Source organism: Kitasatospora sp. NPDC059827, assembly GCF_042731675.1.
Taxonomy (GTDB): Bacteria; Actinomycetota; Actinomycetes; order Streptomycetales; family Streptomycetaceae; genus Kitasatospora.
In genome coordinates this window covers 1-16,828 of sequence record NZ_JBHWIV010000080.1, presented here as the reverse complement: position 1 = coordinate 16,828, position 16,828 = coordinate 1, and the positions used below count along the sequence as shown (strand labels likewise).

Here is a 16,828-nt window from a genome sequence, read left to right as displayed (position 1 = left end):
CTCCCTCGCACAGGGGGGCGGGGTCAGTGGTGACCGTGGCCCTCGCCCTCGGTGATCTCGCGGTGCTCGCGGTACTCCTCGGCGGTGGGCTTCCCGATCCGCGCGTGCTCGCCGTGGAACCCGTGGGACAGCCGTACGCGGGTGCGGGTGAGCACGCCCGCCGGCCGGGCCACTCCATTCTCGTCGACCTCGGGCGGCAGTTCGAGGGGGCGGGGCTGCTCGTGTGCGGTGAGCCGGTGCAGTTCGGCGGGCGCGAGCCCGGCGTGCACCTCGGTGAACTCGCCGTGCGGCAGCCGCTTGACGACGCCGGTCTCCCGGCCGTGCAGCACCTTGTCGCGGTCCCGCCGTTGCAGGCCCAGGCACCAGCGCTTGGTGACCACGAAGACGGCCACCGGGACGACGAAGAAGCCGATCCGCACGGCGTAGGTGATGGCGTTGAGCGACAGGTGCAGATGGGTGGCGATGAGGTCGTTGCCGCCGCCCGCGAGCATCACCAGGTAGACGCTGATCCAGGCCGCGCCGAGGGCGGTGCGGACCGGCGCGTTGCGCGGCCGGTCGAGCAGGTGGTGCTCCCGGGCGTCGTTCGTCACCCAGCCCTCGACGAACGGGTAGACCGCGATCGCGCCGAGGATCACCGGGAACAGCGTGAACGGGATCAGCACCCCGAGGTTGAGGGTGTGCCCCCACAGGCCGATCTCCCAGCCTGGCATCACCCGGATCAGGCCCTCGGCGAAGCCCATGTACCAGTCGGGCTGGGCGTCGGTGGAGACCTGGTCCGGACGGTACGGGCCGTACGCCCAGATCGGGTTGATCGTGGCGATCGCCGACATCAGGGCGACGATCCCGAAGACCAGGAAGAAGAAGCCGCCGGCCTTCGCCATGTAGACCGGCATCAGCGGCATGCCGACGACGTTCTTCTCGGTCCTGCCGGGGCCCGCCCACTGGGTGTGCTTGTGGTAGAAGACCAGGATCAGGTGCGCCACCAGCAGCCCGAGCATGATGCCGGGCACGAGCAGCACGTGGACGGTGAAGAACCTCGGGATGATGTCGTGCCCGGGGAACTCCCCGCCGAACAGGAACATCTGGATGTAGGTGCCGACCAGCGGCACGGCCAGCACCACGCCCTCGATGAACCGGATGCCGGTGCCGGAGAGCAGGTCGTCCGGGAGCGAGTAGCCGAAGAAGCCGTCCAGCATGCCGAGGAACAGCAGCAGGAAGCCGAAGACCCAGTTGACCTCGCGCGGCTTGCGGAACGCGCCGGTGAAGAACACCCGCATCATGTGCACGAACATCGCCGCGACGAAGACGATCGCCGCCCAGTGGTGGATCTGCCGGATCAGCAGCCCGCCGCGGACCTCGAAGCTGATGTCCACGGTGGAGGCGTAGGCCTCGGACATCCGGATGCCCTTGAGCGGGACGTACGAGCCGCTGTAGACCACCTCGCCCATGCTCGGCTTGAAGAACAGGGTCAGCCAGACGCCGGTCAGGATGATGATCAGGAAGGTGTAGAGGCAGATCTCGCCCAGCATGAAGGACCAGTGGTCCGGGAAGATCTTGCGCAGGTTGGCCCTGGCGAGGGAGTGGATCCCCAGTCGGCCGTCCGCCCAGTCGGCGGCCCGCTGCCCCCGCCCTGGGTTCTGATTCCGGGTCATGTGCACGCACCTCGGTCCGAAGGAAACGGGGATCAGTCCCCGCTTCGTACGGAGGTCACCATAATCGGGGACTGATCCCCACTTCCACCCGGGGCCCCTTCCGCCGCGGCTCGCCGTTCCCGGACGGCCCGCCCCGGAAACGGCGAGCGGCCCGCCCGGTGTCGTGGAAGACACCGGACGGGCCGCATGCGCACCCGAGTCACCCCGTGGGGTCCCGCGAGGGTCAGTGCACCAGCACCGGCACCTCGTCGTTCTTCGCCGCACCCGAGTTGGCACCCGCGGTGTCGGGGCGACCGGCGTTGATGAAGGTGAAGGCGACGGCGGCGGCCGCCACCAGGATCCCGAAGGACACCCAGATCGCGGTCGAGAAGCCGTGCACCATGCCCTGGAACTGCAGGGCCTTGCCGGCCTCCGGCGAGGCGGCGGCGGCCATGGCCGCGTGGTGCGAGGTCATCCAGGCGGTGGTGGCGCTGGCCGCGATGGTGTTCAGCAGCGCGGTGCCGATGGCGCCGCCGACCTGCTGCGAGGTGTTGACCATGGCCGAGGCCACGCCCGCGTCACGCGGCTGGACGCCGTAGGTCGCGAGGCTCATGGCCGGCATGAAGGCGGTGCCCATGCCGAGGCCCATCAGGACCAGACCGGGCAGGATCAGCGCCGGGTACGAGGTGTCCAGGCCGATGTGGGTCAGCAGGAACATGCCGACCGAGGCGGTCAGGAAGCCGGGCGCCATCAGGTAGCGCGCCGGGACGCGGGTCATCAGCCGGGCGCCGATCTGGGTCGAGCCCGTGATCATGCCCGCCACCATCGGCAGGAAGGCGACGCCGGTCAGCACCGGGCTGTAGCCGCGCACGACCTGGAGGTAGTAGGTCAGGAAGAGGAACAGGCCGAACATGCCGATCACGGCCATGCCCAGGGACAGGTACACCCCGCCCCGGTTGCGGTTGAGCACCACGCGCAGCGGCAGCAGCGGGGCGGCGACCGCGCGCTCCACGATCACGAAGGCGCCCAGCAGCACGACGGCCGCGGCGAACAGCGCCAGGGTGCTGCCGGCGGTCCAGCCGCTGGACTCGGCGCGGGTGAAGCCGTACACCAGCGAGACCAGGCCGGTGGTCACCAGCACCACGCCGGGGATGTCCAGCTTGTTGCGGTTGCGGCCCCCGACGGGCTCGGTGATCACCAGGACGGCGCCGGCGATGGCCGCGATGGCGAACGGGATGTTGACGTAGAAGGTCCAGCGCCAGTTCAGGTACTCGGTCAGCGCACCGCCGAGGATCAGACCGATGGCGCCACCGCCACCGGCGATCGCCCCGTAGATGCCGAAGGCCTTGGCGCGCTCCTTGGCCTCGGTGAAGGTCACGGCGAGCAGCGACAGCGCGGCCGGCGCGAGCAGCGCGCCGAACACGCCCTGGAGGGCGCGGGCGCCGAGCAGCATCGCGGTGTTGACCGCCATGCCGCCGAGCGCGGAGGCGAGGGCGAAGCCGGTCAGGCCGACGATGAACGTCCGCTTGCGGCCCCAGAGGTCCGCGATCCGGCCGCCGAACAGCAGCAGGCCGCCGAAGGCCAGCGCGTAGGCGGTGATCACCCACTGGCGGTTGCCGTCGGATATGCCCAGGTCGGTCTGCGCGGACGGCAGGGCGATGTTCACGATGGTGGCGTCGAGGACGACCATCAGCTGGGCCAGGCCGATGAAGATCAGCGCCTTCCAGCGCCTGGGATCGGGGATCGTCGCCGGAGCGGAGTCGGTCTGAGACATGGGGGTACCCATTTCACGGTGCGTGGTGTGCGAGAACGGTCAACTGCCGTACGGGAACGGCAGGTTGCCGTACGGGTGCGAGGGCGCGCGGACGCGCCCGGAGGCGACTCCGGTCAGTCGCGCGGAAGGTGGGGTGCGAGGGGGGCGGATCGGCTCGGATCAGGGTCGGATCAGTGGTTGGGTCCAGGTGGTCGGTCAGTGCCGAGGGCGGAAGTCCTCGAAGGTCGCGGCCCGGCCGGGCAGCGCCGAGCGGGCCGGCGCGCGCAGGCCGTCCAGGAACAGCTGCAGGTGGCGGTGGACGAAGTCGTCGAGCAGTTGGCAGGAGGTGCCCGGCAGCGGCCGGGTCAGCTGGCTCATCGCGACGAACAGGTCCCCGTGGTCGACGTCCGGCCGGAGCTCGCCGGTGGCCCGGGCGCGCTCCATCAGTCCGCTCACGGCGGACCGCAGGCGCTCCCGCGTCTCGGTCAACTCCGGGTCGTCCGGATCGACGGTGCTGGTGAAGACGGCGCAGAGCCCGCCGACCTTCTCCGCCACGGTCGCGTGCACGAACCGCTGCAGAGCGTCGAACGGACCGCCGCCCACTCCCGCGTCCGCCTCGGCCGTCGCCGTCTCGGCGAGGGCCAGGATGCGGTTCTTGACGAGCAGCGCCACTTCCTGGATCAGCGCCGCGCGGTCCGGGAAGTTCCGGTACAGCGTGGCATTGCCGACCCCCGCCCGCTTCGCGATCTCGTCCAGCGGCACCTCGGCACCGTGCTCGACGAACGCGTCCCGGGCCGCCAGTACGATCCGCTCCCGGTTCCGGCTCGCGTCCGCACGCAACTTCGGCGTGCGCACACTCCCCGCGGAACGGGCCGGCTCTGCGGCGACGGTGGTCATGGCGACGTGCTCCTCCAGAATACCGGGGAAGTTCTCCCCGCTTTCTCCAACGTACTCGCAAACGGGGAATCTGTCCCCGCAATTTCCTCCCATGCTGTGACCTGCGTCACATTCGAGCGGGCGTCGGATGTGGTGGGTATCGTCAGTAGCCGGATGCCCCGTAACCACTCGCCGGCTTGCTCGTTCCCCCGGAGGGTGCCCAGGCGAAGGAGCAAAGCCCGTGACCGCGATCTCCGACCGCCCGCAGATGCTGCCCGAGCAGTTCGAGGAGTTTGCTCGTCACCTGGCCGACACCGTCGAAGGTGTGCGGCCGGAGTTCATCAACGGGAAGCTGGGGGTCAAGCCCGTGCCGGACGGCGACCACGGCCTGATCATCGAGTGGCTGATGCGGATCTGCATCCAGTCGCGTCCTGAACTGTGGCTGTACGACCAAGGGTTGAATGTCGAGACCTATCGCGGTGGCCATGCGCGCCCTGATGGCACGCTCGCGCCCAGCGGCACTTTCGGCAGCCAAGGTGAGTGGGCGAACGCCGATCGGGTCCTGATGGTCGTCGAGGTCACCTCCTACGATTCCGACACCGAGCGCCGAGATCGCGTGGAGAAGCCCCGCGCCTACGCCGAGACCGGTATCCCCGTCTACTTGCTGATCGATCGCGACTCGGCCGAGGTCATCGTCCACAGCCAGCCTGACGGCGGTCGCTACGAGACCGTTCAGACGCTGTCGTTCGGCAAGACCGTCCGCCTCCCCGACCCGGTCGGCATCGTTCTCGACACCGAGCCGCTCAAGAACTGGGTGCGCTGAGCCCGGCCGTGCCTTCCCGGACGGGCTGCTCAGGCCGCCCTAGGCTGTGGGCGTCCCGGGCGGCCGGTGGGCCGCGGGAGTCGGGAGGGGCCCGGCGGCCGGGTGGGCGAGGAGGTCCGCGATGGGCAGCGAGGAGACGACCGCCAGGGTGCGCTGCGTGGCGGCCGTTCCGTGCTGGGTGAGCCTGATGGCCCGGGACCTGGAGAGCGCCACGGGGTTCTACGGTCCGCTGCTGGGTTGGGAGTTCGAGCCCGGCCCGGAGCGCTTCGGCCCGTACGTGCACGCGGTGACCGGCGGGGAGGCGGTGGCCGGGCTGGGGGTGGCGGGCCTCGGGGCGGTGCCGCTCGCCTGGACCAGCTACTTCGGGACGGAGAGCGCCGACGCCGCCGCCGACGCCGTGCGCGAGCGCGGCGCGACCCTGGCGGTCGGCCCGCTGGCCTTCGACGCCGGGCGGGTGGCCTTCGCGGCGGACCCGGCCGGGGCGGTGTTCGGCATCTGGGAGGGCCCGCCGGGCCGGGCCCGGCGGCTGGACGTGCCGGGAGCGCCGGTCTGGATCGAGCTGCGCACCCCGGACCCGTTCGCGGCGGCGCTGTTCTACGGTGAGGTGTTCCGCTGGGACGGCCGGGACCCGGAGCGCTTCGAGGTCCGCTGGGAGCACGACCGGGTGGTGCTGCGCGCGGAGGGGCACAGCGTCGCGGCGCTGGCCAAGGAGCAGGCGGGCGGACCGGCGGGCCCGCCACCGCACTGGGAGGTCTCCTTCGCCGTCCCGGACGCCGACCGGGCGGTGGCGCGGGCGGTTGAGCTGGGCGGGGCGGGGATCGGACCGGTCTTCGACTCCCCGTACGGCCGGGTGGCCCGGCTGCGGGACCGTGACGGCGCCCGCTTCGCGGTGATCAGCCCGAAGGGCTGACCGGCCTCAGCCCGCGGGGCCGCCGCCCGTCGGCTCGGCGCCCGCCGGTTCGGTGCCCGCTGGTTCGGTGCCTCTCGCCTCGGTGTCCGTCGCTTCGGTGTCCGCGGGACCGCTGCCCGTCGGCTCGGTGTCCGCCCGCTGGGCCCGGAGTCGTTCGCCGAGCTCCGCGCGGGTCGCTGCGGGCAGGGCCTTGCGGGCGGCCGGGAAGACCGTCTTCTCCTCGCCGGTGAGGTGCCGCCGGAGGGTGGCGCCGAGGCCGTGCAGGAGGGTGTCGAAGGCCGGGTCGCCCGGGCCGAGTCCTTGCAGGTCGGCGAGGTACTGCCCGATCGCGAGGTGGTCGTGGATGCTGCTGAACACCAGGGCCCCGCCCTCGGGCACGTCGTGCTGGACGAGCGGGAAGAGGTGCTCCTCCTCGGCGGCGCAATGGCTGAACAGCAGGTCGGTCAGCCTGCTGACCAGCTCGCCGCGCTCGGCCGAGCCGGCCGGCGCCGCCTCGGCGCGGTCGAGCAGGTCGGTGGCCGCCTTGTGGTCGGCGGTGAACTCGCCGAGGATGTCCGGCCTGCGGCTCATGGCGTGCCCGCCTCTCGTCCGGGATCAGGACTCGCCCCCCGTACTGTCCAGTATCCGGCGCCGCCGCGCGGAACCCCGGTCCGGGCCGCTGCCGGGTGCGGGTTCCGCGGGAGATCCCTGCTCAGCCGCCGTCCCGCCGCCCGGTGAGGGCCAGCAGTCGGGTCTGCGGGGCGGCGTCCGTGGGGACCGGTAGCGGCGGGTCGAACAGTCCGCTGCCGGAGAGGTCGCCGTAGCCGCCGATCTCGCCGAGCGCGAAGTCCACCAGGCCGGCCGGGAGCCGGGTGCGGGTGCCGATGCCCGCGGCGAGGTCCCAGGCGTGGACGACCAGGTCGGTGGTGAGCTGGTCCAGGTAGTACTGCCCGGAGACGTCCGCGAAGGAGAGGTGGACGGTGAGTTCGGTGGCGCCGGGCACGTCCCAGGCCTGCCGGGCGGCTTCGGCGGCGGAGTTCCAGGCGGCGACCGGGTCGTCGCCGAGCACGTCGCCGTCGTAGCGGCCGCCGACCTCGGCGATGGTGGCGCCCATCAGCAGGTCGGGGACCCAGAGCTGCTCGCCGGTGAGGTGGTTGACCAGGTCCCGCACCGTCCAGTCGGCGCACGGGGTGGGGGAGTTCCAGTGGCCGGGGGCGATCAGCCGGACCCGTTCGTCGAAGGCGGCGAGCGCCTCGGGGTAGGGCGTGCCGGGCGGGTCGGCCGGCCGGCGTTGCCTGCGGTGAGCCATGTCTCCACCCTGCCCCGGCCCCGGTGGGGTGCGCGAGTCGTCCATGCACCGTCAGTTGTTCAAATTCGAACTCCACGGTACGGTCGAGGAGTGGCCGGTTCAAATTTGAACAAAAGGCGCGGCGTGTCCCACCCCGCCCGGCCGCATCACCACACACACCCCTACGACCGACCCCGATCGATGGAGACGCGCATGCCGAGCAGCAGCCCGAGCACGACCGCCGCCACCAGTCCCACCAGCCCCGCCGCCCGCTCCGTACGGGGCGGCTCCGGGCCCGCGACGACCTCCCCGCACGCCTATGACGCCGGACTCCTGCTCCTGCGCCTGGTGCTCGGCCTGACCATGGCCGCGCACGGCAGCCAGAAGCTGTTCGGCTGGTTCGGGGGTGGCGGGATCGACGGCACCGGTCAGTTCTTCACCATGAGCGGCTACCCGGCCGGCAATGCCATGGCCGTGGTGGCCGGCCTGACCGAGGTCCTGGGCGGACTCGGCCTCGCCGTCGGCCTGTTGACCCCGCTGGCGGGCGCCGCGATCGTCGGCACGATGGTCAACGCGATCGCCGTCACCTGGGGCGGCGGCTTCTTCGCCCCGAAGGGCAGCGAGTACGAGCTGCTGCTGACGGCGGGCGCCGCCGCCCTGGCGCTGACCGGCCCGGGCCGCTACGCGGTGGACCGCTTCCTGCCGGTGTTGAAGGCGCACCGCCTGGCGTACGGCGCGGCCGCCGTGCTGGTCGGCCTGGTGACGGCCGGAGTGATCCTGCTGCTGCGCAAGTAGCCGCCCGGCGGCGACTCAACTCGCTCTTCCGGAAGCCGTGCTGACGAACCGTCGGCACGGCTTCCGGCGTTTCGGTGTTCCAGTGTTCCGGTGTTCCGGCGTCCGGCGTTCCGGTCTCCGGCGTTTCCAGGGGCATCGCGCGCGGCTACTCGCCGATCCGCACCAGCGCCAGGGTGATGTTGTCCGGGCCGCCCGCCTCGACGGCCGCCTTCCACAGCTCGAAGGCGGCCCTGCCGTCGGCCCGGTCGGAGGGCCCGTCCGCGCGGGCGAGCAGTCCGGCGAGCTCCTCCTCGGGTACCGGGTCGGTCAGGCCGTCGCTGCACACCAGGTAGCGGTCGCCGGCGGCGAGCGGCGAGACCCGTACGTGCGGTTCGACGAAGGTGAGTCCGAGCGAGCCGCCCAGGGTCTGGGTGACCAGCGGGGTGGTGCGCTGTCCGGGCGGCAGCGGCGGGCTGTCGTCCACGCTCACCCGCTCCAGGCTCACTCGCTCCGGGCTTACTCGCTCCGGGGGTGACGGTTCCGGCCCGTCGCTGCTGATCCGGTAGACCCGGCTGTCGCCGACGTTGAAGACCACGGCCCGGTCGGGCAGCAGCACCAGCCCGGCGACCGTCGTCCCCATCGCGGCCAGCTCCGGCTCCCCGGCGGCGGCCGCGTAGACCGCCCGGTTGCACTCCTGGAGCTCCGCCCGGACGGCCTCCTCGCCGTCCAGTCCGCCCCCGGCGGCGGCGAGCCGACGGGCGACCAGGGCACTGGCCACCTCGCCGCCGGGGTGGCCGCCGAGGCCGTCGGTCACGGCGACCACGCAGGGCGGGCCGAGCGGGAAGAGCAGGGTCTGCGGGTTGGTGGTCACGGTGGCGCAGAGCGTCCACGGGCCGATCGTGAGGCTGTCCTCGTTGTGCTCCCGCACCAGGCCCTCGTGGCTCAGTGCGCTCACCGCGATGTACGGCGCCATCGGTTCGCCGTCCTTCCGCGGGCTCCGGCCGTTGCCGGGGCCCGCCTCCCATTGTCGGCGGGAGGCGCGGGAATAACGATCCGCGCCTGCGTGCTAGGGTGGTTGAAAGTTGAACGACTTGGACCTCCTGGAGTGTGGTGAGCAGCATGCAGTTCGGAATCTTCACCGTCGGCGACGTCACCCCCGACCCGACCACCGGACGCACCCCGAGCGAGCACGAGCGGATCAAGGCGATGGTGGCCATCGCGCGCAAGGCGGAGGAGGTCGGCCTGGACGTCTTCGCGACCGGCGAGCACCACAACCCGCCGTTCGTCCCGTCCTCGCCGACGACCATGCTCGGCTACATCGCCGCGCAGACGGACCGCATCATCCTCTCGACCTCGACCACGCTGATCACCACCAACGACCCGGTGAAGATCGCCGAGGACTTCGCGATGCTCCAGCACCTCGCCGACGGCCGGGTGGACCTCATGATGGGCCGCGGCAACACCGGCCCGGTCTACCCGTGGTTCGGCAAGGACATCCGCCAGGGCATCCCGCTCGCGGTCGAGAACTACGCGCTGCTGCACCAGCTGTGGCGCGAGGAGGTCGTCGACTGGCAGGGCCGCTTCCGCACTCCGCTGCAGTCCTTCACCTCCACCCCGCGCCCGCTGGACGACGTCCCGCCGTTCGTCTGGCACGGCTCGATCCGCAGCCCGGAGATCGCCGAACAGGCCGCCTACTACGGGGACGGCTTCTTCGCGAACAACATCTTCTGGCCCAAGGAGCACTTCCAGAAGCTGATCGACCTCTACCGCGAGCGCTACGCCCACTACGGGCACGGCACCCCCGAGCAGGCGGTCGTCGGCCTCGGCGGCCAGCTGTTCATGCGGAAGAACTCCCAGGACGCGGTGCGCGAGTTCCGTCCGTACTTCGACAACGCGCCGGTGTACGGGCACGGGCCCTCGCTGGAGGAGTTCACCGAGCAGACCCCGCTGACCGTGGGCAGCCCGCAGGAGGTCATCGAGAAGACGCTGACCTTCCGCGAGACCTTCGGCGACTACCAGCGCCAGCTGTTCCTGATGGACCACGCCGGCCTGCCGCTCAAGACCGTGCTGGAGCAACTGGACCTGCTGGGCGAGGAGGTCGTGCCGGTGCTGCGCGAGGAGTTCGCCAAGGGCCGCCCGGCCGAGGTCCCGGACGGGCCGACCCACGCCGCGCTGGTCGCGGCCCGTGACAAGGAGACCGTGGAGGTGGCCGAGTGACCGCGTTCAAGCTGGCCGTGGTGAGCGCCGGCCTCAGCAAGCCGTCCTCGACGCGGCTGCTGGCCGACCGGCTCGCCGAGTCGACCGTGCGTCGGCTCGCCCTGGAGGGGCGGGAGGTCGAGGTCACCGTGGTCGAGCTGCGCGACCTCGCCGTGGACATCGCCAACAACTTCGTCACCGGCTTCCCGGCCGCCGCGCTGCGCGGGGCGATCGGGACGGTGACGGGGGCGGACGCGGTGATCGCGGTGACGCCGATCTTCACGGCCTCCTACAGCGGCCTGTTCAAGTCCTTCTTCGACCTGATCGACCACGACGCGCTCACCGGCAAGCCGGTGCTGATCGCCGCCACCGGCGGCACGCCGCGGCACTCGCTCGCCCTGGAGCACGCCGTCCGGCCGCTGTTCAGCTACCTGCGCGCGGTGGTACTGCCGACCGCCGTGTACGCGGCCACCGACGACTGGGGCACGGCGGGCGACGCGCTCACCGACGGCCTGCCGGGCCGGATCGACCGCGCGGCGGGCGAGCTGGCGGCCCTGCTGGCGGGGCGGGCCCCGGCGGCGGAGGCGGCGGCGGTGCCGGAGCAGGTGGTCCCGTTCGCCGAGCAACTGGCGGCGTTGCGGGTCTGAGGGCCGGACCTGAGGGGCGGGTGCGCGACCGTGCGCCCCGCCCCTTCCACAGGTCCGCGCCCGACCGCCCGCCGTGCGAGGTCCTCATCGGCATGATCAGATTGGTGCTGATCCGTCGCGATCCGTTCACACCCCGTGAGAGAGCGCCCCGCGAGCCGCCTCCCGAGGAGGACCCCCGCCGTGCAGCCCGAACCCCAAGCCGTGCTCTCCCCGCTGACCAGTGCGGCGGTCTTCCTGGTCCTCACCGTGGAACCCGGCGGCGAGCCCACCGTCCGCGACCTGCTGCCCGACCTCGCCGGACTGCGCCGGGCCGTCGGCTTCCGGGCCCCCGAGGGCGGCCTCACCTGCGTCACCGGCATCGGCTCCGACCTCTGGGACCGGCTCTTCACCGGCCCCCGGCCCGCCGGACTCCACCCCTTCCAGGAGGTGGCCGGCCCCCGCCACCGCGCCCCGGCCACCCCCGGTGACCTGCTGCTGCACCTGCGGGCCGAACGGATGGACCTCTGCTTCGAACTCGCCACCCGCCTGGTCGACCGGCTCGCCGGGGCCGCCACCGTGGTCGACTCCGTCCAGGGCTTCAAGTACTTCGACGACCGCGACCTGCTCGGCTTCGTCGACGGCACCGAGAACCCCGAGGGCCGTGCGGCCGAGACCGCCGCCGTGGTGGGGGAGGAGGACCCGGGCTTCGCCGGCGGCAGCTACGTCATCGTCCAGAAGTACCTGCACGACCTCGACAAGTGGAACGCCCTCGCCGTCGAGCAGCAGGAGGGGGCCGTCGGCCGCACCAAGCTCACCGACATCGAGCTGGACGACGACGTCAAACCCGCCGACTCGCACGTCGCCCTCACCGTGATCACCGGCCCGGACGGCGCCGAGCGGAAGATCCTCCGGTTCAACATGCCCTTCGGTTCCTTCGACCGCAGCGGCGAGTTCGGCACCTACTTCATCGGCTACGCGCGCGACCCCGGGGTCACCGAGGAGATGCTGCGCAACATGTTCCTCGGCCGCCCGCCCGGCACCACCGACCGGCTGCTCGACTTCTCCACCGCCGTCACCGGTTCGCTGTTCTTCGTCCCGACCGCCGACCTCCTGGACACCCCACCCCCGGCCGCGCCCGCGGCCCGCCCGGACGGCTCACTCGGCATCGGCAGCCTCAAACCGACCTCCTGAACCGCAGACCTCCTGAACAGCCGACCTCCTGAACAGGACCCGCACCATGAGCAACCTGCACCGAGAACTCGCCCCCGTCTCCGCCGCCGCCTGGGAGGAGATCGAGGAGGAGGCCCGGCAGACCTTCAAACTGCACGTCGCCGGCCGCCGCGTGGTCGACCTCGACGGCCCCGACGGCCCCACCCTCGCCGCCGTCGGCACCGGCCACCTCACCACCATCGACCCACCCCTCGACGGCGTCCAGGCCCACGCCCGCACCAGCCGCCCGGTGGTCGAACTGCGCGTCCCCTTCACCGTCAGCCGCTCCGCCGTCGACGACGTCGAACGCGGCTCCCGCGACTCCGACTGGCAACCCGTCAAGGACGCCGCCCGCACCCTCGCCCGCGCCGAGGACCGCACCGTCTTCGACGGCTACCCCGCCGCCCACATCGAGGGCATCCGCGCCGACTCCACCAACCCGCCGGTCCAACTCCCGCCCGACGTCCGCGAATACCCCGAAGCGGTCAGCCAGGCCCTCACCGCTCTCCGCCTCGCCGGCGTCGGCGGCCCCTACGCCCTCCTCCTCGGCGCCGACGCCTACACCGCCGTCAACGAGACCTCCGACCACGGCTACCCCGTCGCCAGCCACATCGCCCGCCTCCTCGACGGGGACATCATCTGGGCCCCCGCCATCGACGGCGCCTTCCTGCTCTCCACCCGCGGCGGCGACTTCGAACTCCATCTCGGCCAGGACGTTTCCGTCGGCTACCTCTCCCACGACGGCGACTCGGTACGGCTCTACCTGCAGGAGTCGTTGACCTTCAGCGTCTACACGGGAGAGGCAGCCGTCCCATTGACCGCTGCCTGACCTCGTGGCCAGTGGTGCCGGATGGCGTGGGGCGATTAGGCTGACGATCCGTCATGTCTCGTGGTATCAGTGATGCCCGGACGATTCCGGCGCCTTCTCCGGCCGTCTCCGTCCTTCGTTCGTGCCGTGCCTGACGGGTAGGGGAGCCGATGGAACCGGATTCGTGCGGGGCGCCGCGAGTTCGACGTCCTTGCCGGTCCGGCGGCGGCGGCCGGTGACCGCGGCGGACTCCACCCGTGAGCCGAGTTCCACGGTGCGCAACTCCCTTGCCGGGAGCGAGGTCGCCGGTGCGGTCGTCCAGGCGGGCCGGATCCGTGACCTGACCGTCTACGCCTCGCCCGCCGGGTCCTCGCCCCCGGTACCTCGGCAGCTTCCCGCCGTGCCGCGTCGGCTGGTCGGACGGGATGCCGACCTCGCCCGCCTGGACCGAGAGTTGGGCGGGGCGGGCGGTCCGGTCGACCTGACCGTGGTGCTCACCGGGCCCGCCGGGGTGGGGAAGACCGCCCTCGGCGTCCACTGGCTGCGCGGCCATTCCGAGCGCTTCCCGGACGGTCGGCTCTTCGCCGACCTGCGGGCCCACGCCCCCGGCGGTCCGGCGGATCCTGCCGAGGTGCTGGCGGGCTTCCTGCGCGCCCTCGGCGTCTCGCCGGTGCCACGCGACCCCGCCGAGGGTGCCGCGCTCTGGCGCTCGCTCGCCGCCGAACGCCGGATCGCCGTCCTGCTCGACGACGCCTCCAGCGCCGCCCAGGTCCGCCCGCTGCTGCCCGGCGCGGAGCACGCCGTGGTCGTGGTCACCAGCCGTCGTCGGCTCACCCGGCTCGGCACGGACGGTGCCGTTCTCCGGCCGGTCGACCTGTTGTCGGACGAGGCCTCGGCGCGACTGTTCGCCCAGCTGGTCGGCGAGGAGCGGGTGGCGCGGGAGCAGGCGGTCGCGGAGCTGGTGGTGGGGTGCTGCGCCGGGCTCCCGCTGGCCGTCTGTCTTGCCGCCGCCCGCGTCGCCGCCCGGCCCGCGCAGTCGCTCCTGGGTGCCGCCGGACCCGTCGTCGACGAGGCCCGGCGGCTCGTCGCACTCGACATCGACGGAGAGGGCGTGCGGCAGCCACTGGACGCCTCCCTGGCCGGACTGGGCCCGGGGACTGTCCGGCTGTACCGGCTGCTGGGGCTCCTGCCGTTCCCGGTCTTCACCCTGGACGTCGTCCGGGTGCTCGGCGATCTGGGACGGGCCGAGGCCGAGCCGCTGCTCGACCGGTTGATCGACGTCCACCTGCTGGAGGCGGCGGCGGACGGCTTCCGGTTCCACGGCCTGGTGAAGCTGCACGCGTCGGCGTGCGGGGAGGAGATCCGCGACCACCCCGAGGGGCGGGCTGCCGTCGACCGTCTCCTCGACTGGTACCTGGCCACTGCCACGGCCGCGGAGGCCCTGCTGACCCCGAGTCATCGAACCCTGCGTCGTGACTTCGTGACCGGACCGGTGCCCGGGGATTTCGCCGGAGAAGCGGCGGCGGTCGACTGGCTCGACGCGGAGACCGGGCGGCTGGCCGACGCCGTCCGCTGGGCCGCCGACACCGGTCGTTCCGCCACCGCCTGGCAGCTGGTCGACGCCATGTGGCCGCTCTTCCTCCAGCTGCGTCCCGTCCCGCTGTGGGTCGAGGCCCACCGGATCGGCCTGATCGCCGCCCGCTCGGCGGGCCACCGCGACGGCGAGCTACGCATGCTCACCTCCGGCGGCGCCGGTCTGCGCAACGTCGGCCGGGGCGCGGAGGCCGCCTCGTGGTACACCGAGGCGCTCCACCTGGCCCGTGGCGCCGGCAACGCACTCGCCGAGGCCGACGCCCTCTACGGCCTCGGCCAGACCCACCACGCGGAGGGCCGGTTCGCCCAGGCGGCGGACTGCCTGCGCAGGACGGCCGCGATCCGGGCGGCCCGAGGCTACCGACGGGGTACGGCGCTGGCCCGACTCGCCCTCGGCGGCATCCTGCTGGAGGAGGGTCGGGCCGCCGAGGCCGTTCCGGTCCTCATCGGAGCCCACCGGGAGCTCGCCACCCTCCCCACGGCGTACGAGGCCGCCCGTGCGCTGGCCTTCCTCGGCCGGGCGCACACGGTCCTCGGGGCCCACGAGGAGGCGGGGCGGTGCTTCGCGGAGGCGCTCGGGGTCTTCCGGGAAGGCCGGGCGAGACGCTGGGAGGCCCGGGTCCTCGAACTCACCGGAAACCTCGCCCTGGCCTGCGGCGACCTCGCCGGGGCGGACGCCCGCTGGCAGGAATCCCTCGACCTCTATCGGGCGCTGGGCGCCCCCGATGCCGCCCGTGTCGCCGCCGTGATGGCTGCCGGTGCACCGACCCCGTCGTCGGCCGCGGACCACAACGGCGAGGGCAGCGGCAGCACGGGCGGTACGGGCGGAGGAGCGGGTTCGGCCAGGCCGAGGACGCGGTAGAGCAGCTGACGCATCCTGAGGTCGAACCGGCCGGGCTCCGAGCTGATCCGGGCCGCGACAGCGGCGTAGTCCTCGCGCCGGTACCGCTCGGCGGCGCGGTCGAGCTGGGCGGTGAGCGAGCGGGACGGGCTGAGTGCCGGCGCGGTGCGGGCGAGTCGCGCGCCGGGCGAGCGCGGGTTGATGCCGTGCTGCGGGTAGGCGGCGAGCAGGATCGGGGCGTCGGTCATGGTGCCGTAGAGGGTGACCGAGCCGTGGTCGCCGATGACGAAGTCGGCGGCGACCAGCAGGGGGCGCCAGTCCTCCTCCGGCCCGGGCACGCTGACCGCCCCGGGTGCGGTGGCGGCCACCCGTGCGCGGACGGCCCGGGGGCCGTGCGCGGCGGCCACGTTGGGATGGACCAGCAGTGCGGCGCGGTGGCCGTGGCGGGGCAGCTCGGCGGCCAGCCGCGGCAGGACGGTGTCGAGCCGCGCGAACAGCGAGCCGCTGCCCCAGGTGGAGCAGAGCAGCACCAGCCGTTCATCGGGCGCCAGTCCGAGTGCGGTCCGGTACCGCTCCCGGTCGGGCAGCGCGGCGGCGATCCGGTCGTGGTCGGCGTCGCCCACGACCTCGGCGATCGACAGCGCCTCCGGGCAGCCGCGACCGAGCTCGGTGCGGTCGTCCCGGTGCGCGAGCGCGTACGCGGCGGGTACCAGCCGTCCCTGCCAGACGACGTACTCGGGCCCGAGCCCGGCGACGGTCCGCCCGGCCCCGACGCCGGTCGGCGACAGCTTGTTGTGTCCGACGCCGTGCGTCAGCCGGACCGTCGGGCCGTGCAGCCGCTCCAGCCCTCGCGAACCCGCGGCGAGCACCAGGTCGAAACTCCGGCGGACGGCCTCCGCCCAGGGCAGCACGGTGGCGCCGAGCCGTCGGACGTGGGCGGCCGCACCCCGGTTGAACGTGTGCGGCGCCACCGTGAACCGGACCCGCACCCGCGGGTCGGCGTCGAGGAGGGCGTGGACGCTGCGCAGCCGCTGGCCGTAGACCGTGGTGTGCACGACCACCAGCACGTCCACCGACGTCATCTCCTCCGCCTCCTCCGGGGTGCCGATCAGCCGCCCCGGGCCCCGGTTCGGCACTGCGGGCGGCACGCTCGGGCATTCTGGTGCACTCCGGCACGGTCCCGGACACCGGGTAGGGTACTGAGTGCCTTTACCAGGGGTACTGAGTGCCGTATTCTCTCGGTGGAGCCTCTGATGCCAGTCGCAGACAGCCGACCCGGCATGCCGGTCCAGGTGGCGCTTGCGGCACGCGGGCCGCTGCCGGGCCGGGGTTGGCACTCAGTACCCTCGGCCTGACCTGAGGCCATGGATCCAGTGCATCCGTGCACCCGTGACAGGAGAAACCGCTCATGAGCTTGAGGATCGTCGTCTGTGTGAAGTACGTGCCGGATGCGACGGGTGACCGTCGTTTCGCGGACGACCACACCACGGACCGGGAGGGTGTGGACGGCCTCCTGTCGGA

14 protein-coding genes and 2 pseudogenes are annotated in these 16,828 nt (G+C 72.7%); 9 read left to right on the top strand and 7 right to left on the bottom strand.

Annotated elements, in window-relative coordinates; genetic code table 11:
• Positions 1-23: 23 nt before the first annotated feature.
• The 3 genes from ACFV8H_RS33440 to ACFV8H_RS33430 form a co-directional block, all read right to left on the bottom strand.
• A complete protein-coding gene (locus ACFV8H_RS33440; RefSeq protein ID WP_380407421.1) occupies positions 24-1,652 on the bottom strand; it encodes a cytochrome bc complex cytochrome b subunit in 1,629 nt (542 codons plus the stop codon).
• Between the two features lie 223 nt (positions 1,653-1,875).
• Entirely contained in the window at positions 1,876-3,405 is a 1,530-nt protein-coding gene (locus ACFV8H_RS33435) for an MFS transporter (protein ID WP_380407419.1), read from the bottom strand.
• A 195-nt stretch (positions 3,406-3,600) separates the two neighbouring features.
• The gene (locus ACFV8H_RS33430; protein ID WP_380407417.1) at positions 3,601-4,281 is read right to left on the bottom strand and encodes a TetR/AcrR family transcriptional regulator; all 681 of its coding nucleotides are present in this window, start codon (positions 4,279-4,281) and stop codon (positions 3,601-3,603) included.
• Positions 4,282-4,501: 220 nt separating this feature from the next.
• Here ACFV8H_RS33430 and ACFV8H_RS33425 point away from each other — a divergent pair, with 220 nt between their 5' ends.
• Positions 4,502-5,083, top strand: coding sequence for a Uma2 family endonuclease (locus ACFV8H_RS33425; protein ID WP_380407415.1), 582 nt, complete (start codon positions 4,502-4,504; stop codon positions 5,081-5,083).
• A gap of 121 nt (positions 5,084-5,204) precedes the next feature.
• Complete coding sequence (locus ACFV8H_RS33420; RefSeq protein WP_380407413.1) at positions 5,205-5,993, top strand: VOC family protein; 789 nt, start codon at positions 5,205-5,207, stop codon at positions 5,991-5,993.
• 6 nt (positions 5,994-5,999) lie between these two features.
• Here the strand turns inward: ACFV8H_RS33420 and ACFV8H_RS33415 are convergent, their stop codons facing one another.
• Both ACFV8H_RS33415 and ACFV8H_RS33410 read right to left on the bottom strand, forming a co-directional pair.
• Positions 6,000-6,563, bottom strand: a complete 564-nt coding sequence (locus ACFV8H_RS33415; RefSeq protein WP_380407411.1) for a hemerythrin domain-containing protein — start codon at positions 6,561-6,563, stop codon at positions 6,000-6,002.
• 121 nt (positions 6,564-6,684) lie between these two features.
• Positions 6,685-7,281, bottom strand: coding sequence for a TIGR03086 family metal-binding protein (locus ACFV8H_RS33410; RefSeq protein WP_380407409.1), 597 nt, complete (start codon positions 7,279-7,281; stop codon positions 6,685-6,687).
• A 192-nt stretch (positions 7,282-7,473) separates the two neighbouring features.
• Between ACFV8H_RS33410 and ACFV8H_RS33405 the strand changes: the two genes are divergently transcribed.
• Positions 7,474-8,055, top strand: coding sequence for a DoxX family protein (locus ACFV8H_RS33405; RefSeq protein WP_380407407.1), 582 nt, complete (start codon positions 7,474-7,476; stop codon positions 8,053-8,055).
• A 145-nt stretch (positions 8,056-8,200) separates the two neighbouring features.
• On the opposite strand, the gene ACFV8H_RS33400 is transcribed toward ACFV8H_RS33405, so the two are convergent.
• A complete protein-coding gene (locus ACFV8H_RS33400; protein ID WP_380407405.1) occupies positions 8,201-9,007 on the bottom strand; it encodes a PP2C family protein-serine/threonine phosphatase in 807 nt (268 codons plus the stop codon).
• Positions 9,008-9,153: 146 nt separating this feature from the next.
• Here ACFV8H_RS33400 and ACFV8H_RS33395 point away from each other — a divergent pair, with 146 nt between their 5' ends.
• The 5 genes and pseudogenes from ACFV8H_RS33395 to ACFV8H_RS33375 form a co-directional block, all read left to right on the top strand.
• Positions 9,154-10,251, top strand: coding sequence for an LLM class flavin-dependent oxidoreductase (locus ACFV8H_RS33395; RefSeq protein WP_380407403.1), 1,098 nt, complete (start codon positions 9,154-9,156; stop codon positions 10,249-10,251).
• A complete protein-coding gene (locus ACFV8H_RS33390; RefSeq protein ID WP_380407401.1) occupies positions 10,248-10,877 on the top strand; it encodes an FMN reductase in 630 nt (209 codons plus the stop codon). The genes ACFV8H_RS33395 and ACFV8H_RS33390 overlap by 4 nt, the downstream gene beginning before the upstream one ends.
• Before the next feature lie 180 nt (positions 10,878-11,057).
• On the top strand, positions 11,058-12,047 hold the full coding sequence (locus tag ACFV8H_RS33385; RefSeq protein WP_380407399.1) for a Dyp-type peroxidase: 990 nt from the start codon (positions 11,058-11,060) through the stop codon (positions 12,045-12,047).
• Positions 12,048-12,093: 46 nt separating this feature from the next.
• Entirely contained in the window at positions 12,094-12,894 is an 801-nt protein-coding gene (locus tag ACFV8H_RS33380; protein WP_380407397.1) for a family 1 encapsulin nanocompartment shell protein, read from the top strand.
• Positions 12,895-13,015: 121 nt separating this feature from the next.
• Positions 13,016-13,873 (top strand): annotated as a pseudogene (locus ACFV8H_RS33375) (NB-ARC domain-containing protein); the annotation flags it as partial.
• Positions 13,874-15,168: 1,295 nt separating this feature from the next.
• Here ACFV8H_RS33375 and ACFV8H_RS33370 read toward each other — a convergent pair.
• Positions 15,169-16,455, bottom strand: a complete 1,287-nt coding sequence (locus ACFV8H_RS33370) for a hypothetical protein (RefSeq protein WP_380407395.1) — start codon at positions 16,453-16,455, stop codon at positions 15,169-15,171.
• A 260-nt stretch (positions 16,456-16,715) separates the two neighbouring features.
• Between ACFV8H_RS33370 and ACFV8H_RS33365 the strand changes: the two are divergent.
• Positions 16,716-16,828, top strand: a pseudogene (locus tag ACFV8H_RS33365) (electron transfer flavoprotein subunit beta); the annotation flags it as partial.

Bases quoted from the DNA above. Each gene is read 5' to 3' on its own strand.
- ACFV8H_RS33440 (WP_380407421.1), bottom strand. From the start codon at position 1,652: ATGACCCGGAATCAGAACCCAGGGCGGGGGCAGCGGGCCGCCGACTGG.
- ACFV8H_RS33435 (WP_380407419.1), bottom strand. From the start codon at position 3,405: ATGTCTCAGACCGACTCCGCTCCGGCGACGATCCCCGATCCCAGGCGC.
- ACFV8H_RS33430 (WP_380407417.1), bottom strand. From the start codon at position 4,281: ATGACCACCGTCGCCGCAGAGCCGGCCCGTTCCGCGGGGAGTGTGCGC.
- ACFV8H_RS33420 (WP_380407413.1), top strand. From the start codon at position 5,205: ATGGGCAGCGAGGAGACGACCGCCAGGGTGCGCTGCGTGGCGGCCGTT.
- ACFV8H_RS33415 (WP_380407411.1), bottom strand. From the start codon at position 6,563: ATGAGCCGCAGGCCGGACATCCTCGGCGAGTTCACCGCCGACCACAAG.
- ACFV8H_RS33410 (WP_380407409.1), bottom strand. From the start codon at position 7,281: ATGGCTCACCGCAGGCAACGCCGGCCGGCCGACCCGCCCGGCACGCCC.
- ACFV8H_RS33405 (WP_380407407.1), top strand. From the start codon at position 7,474: ATGCCGAGCAGCAGCCCGAGCACGACCGCCGCCACCAGTCCCACCAGC.
- ACFV8H_RS33400 (WP_380407405.1), bottom strand. From the start codon at position 9,007: ATGGCGCCGTACATCGCGGTGAGCGCACTGAGCCACGAGGGCCTGGTG.
- ACFV8H_RS33395 (WP_380407403.1), top strand. From the start codon at position 9,154: ATGCAGTTCGGAATCTTCACCGTCGGCGACGTCACCCCCGACCCGACC.
- ACFV8H_RS33380 (WP_380407397.1), top strand. From the start codon at position 12,094: ATGAGCAACCTGCACCGAGAACTCGCCCCCGTCTCCGCCGCCGCCTGG.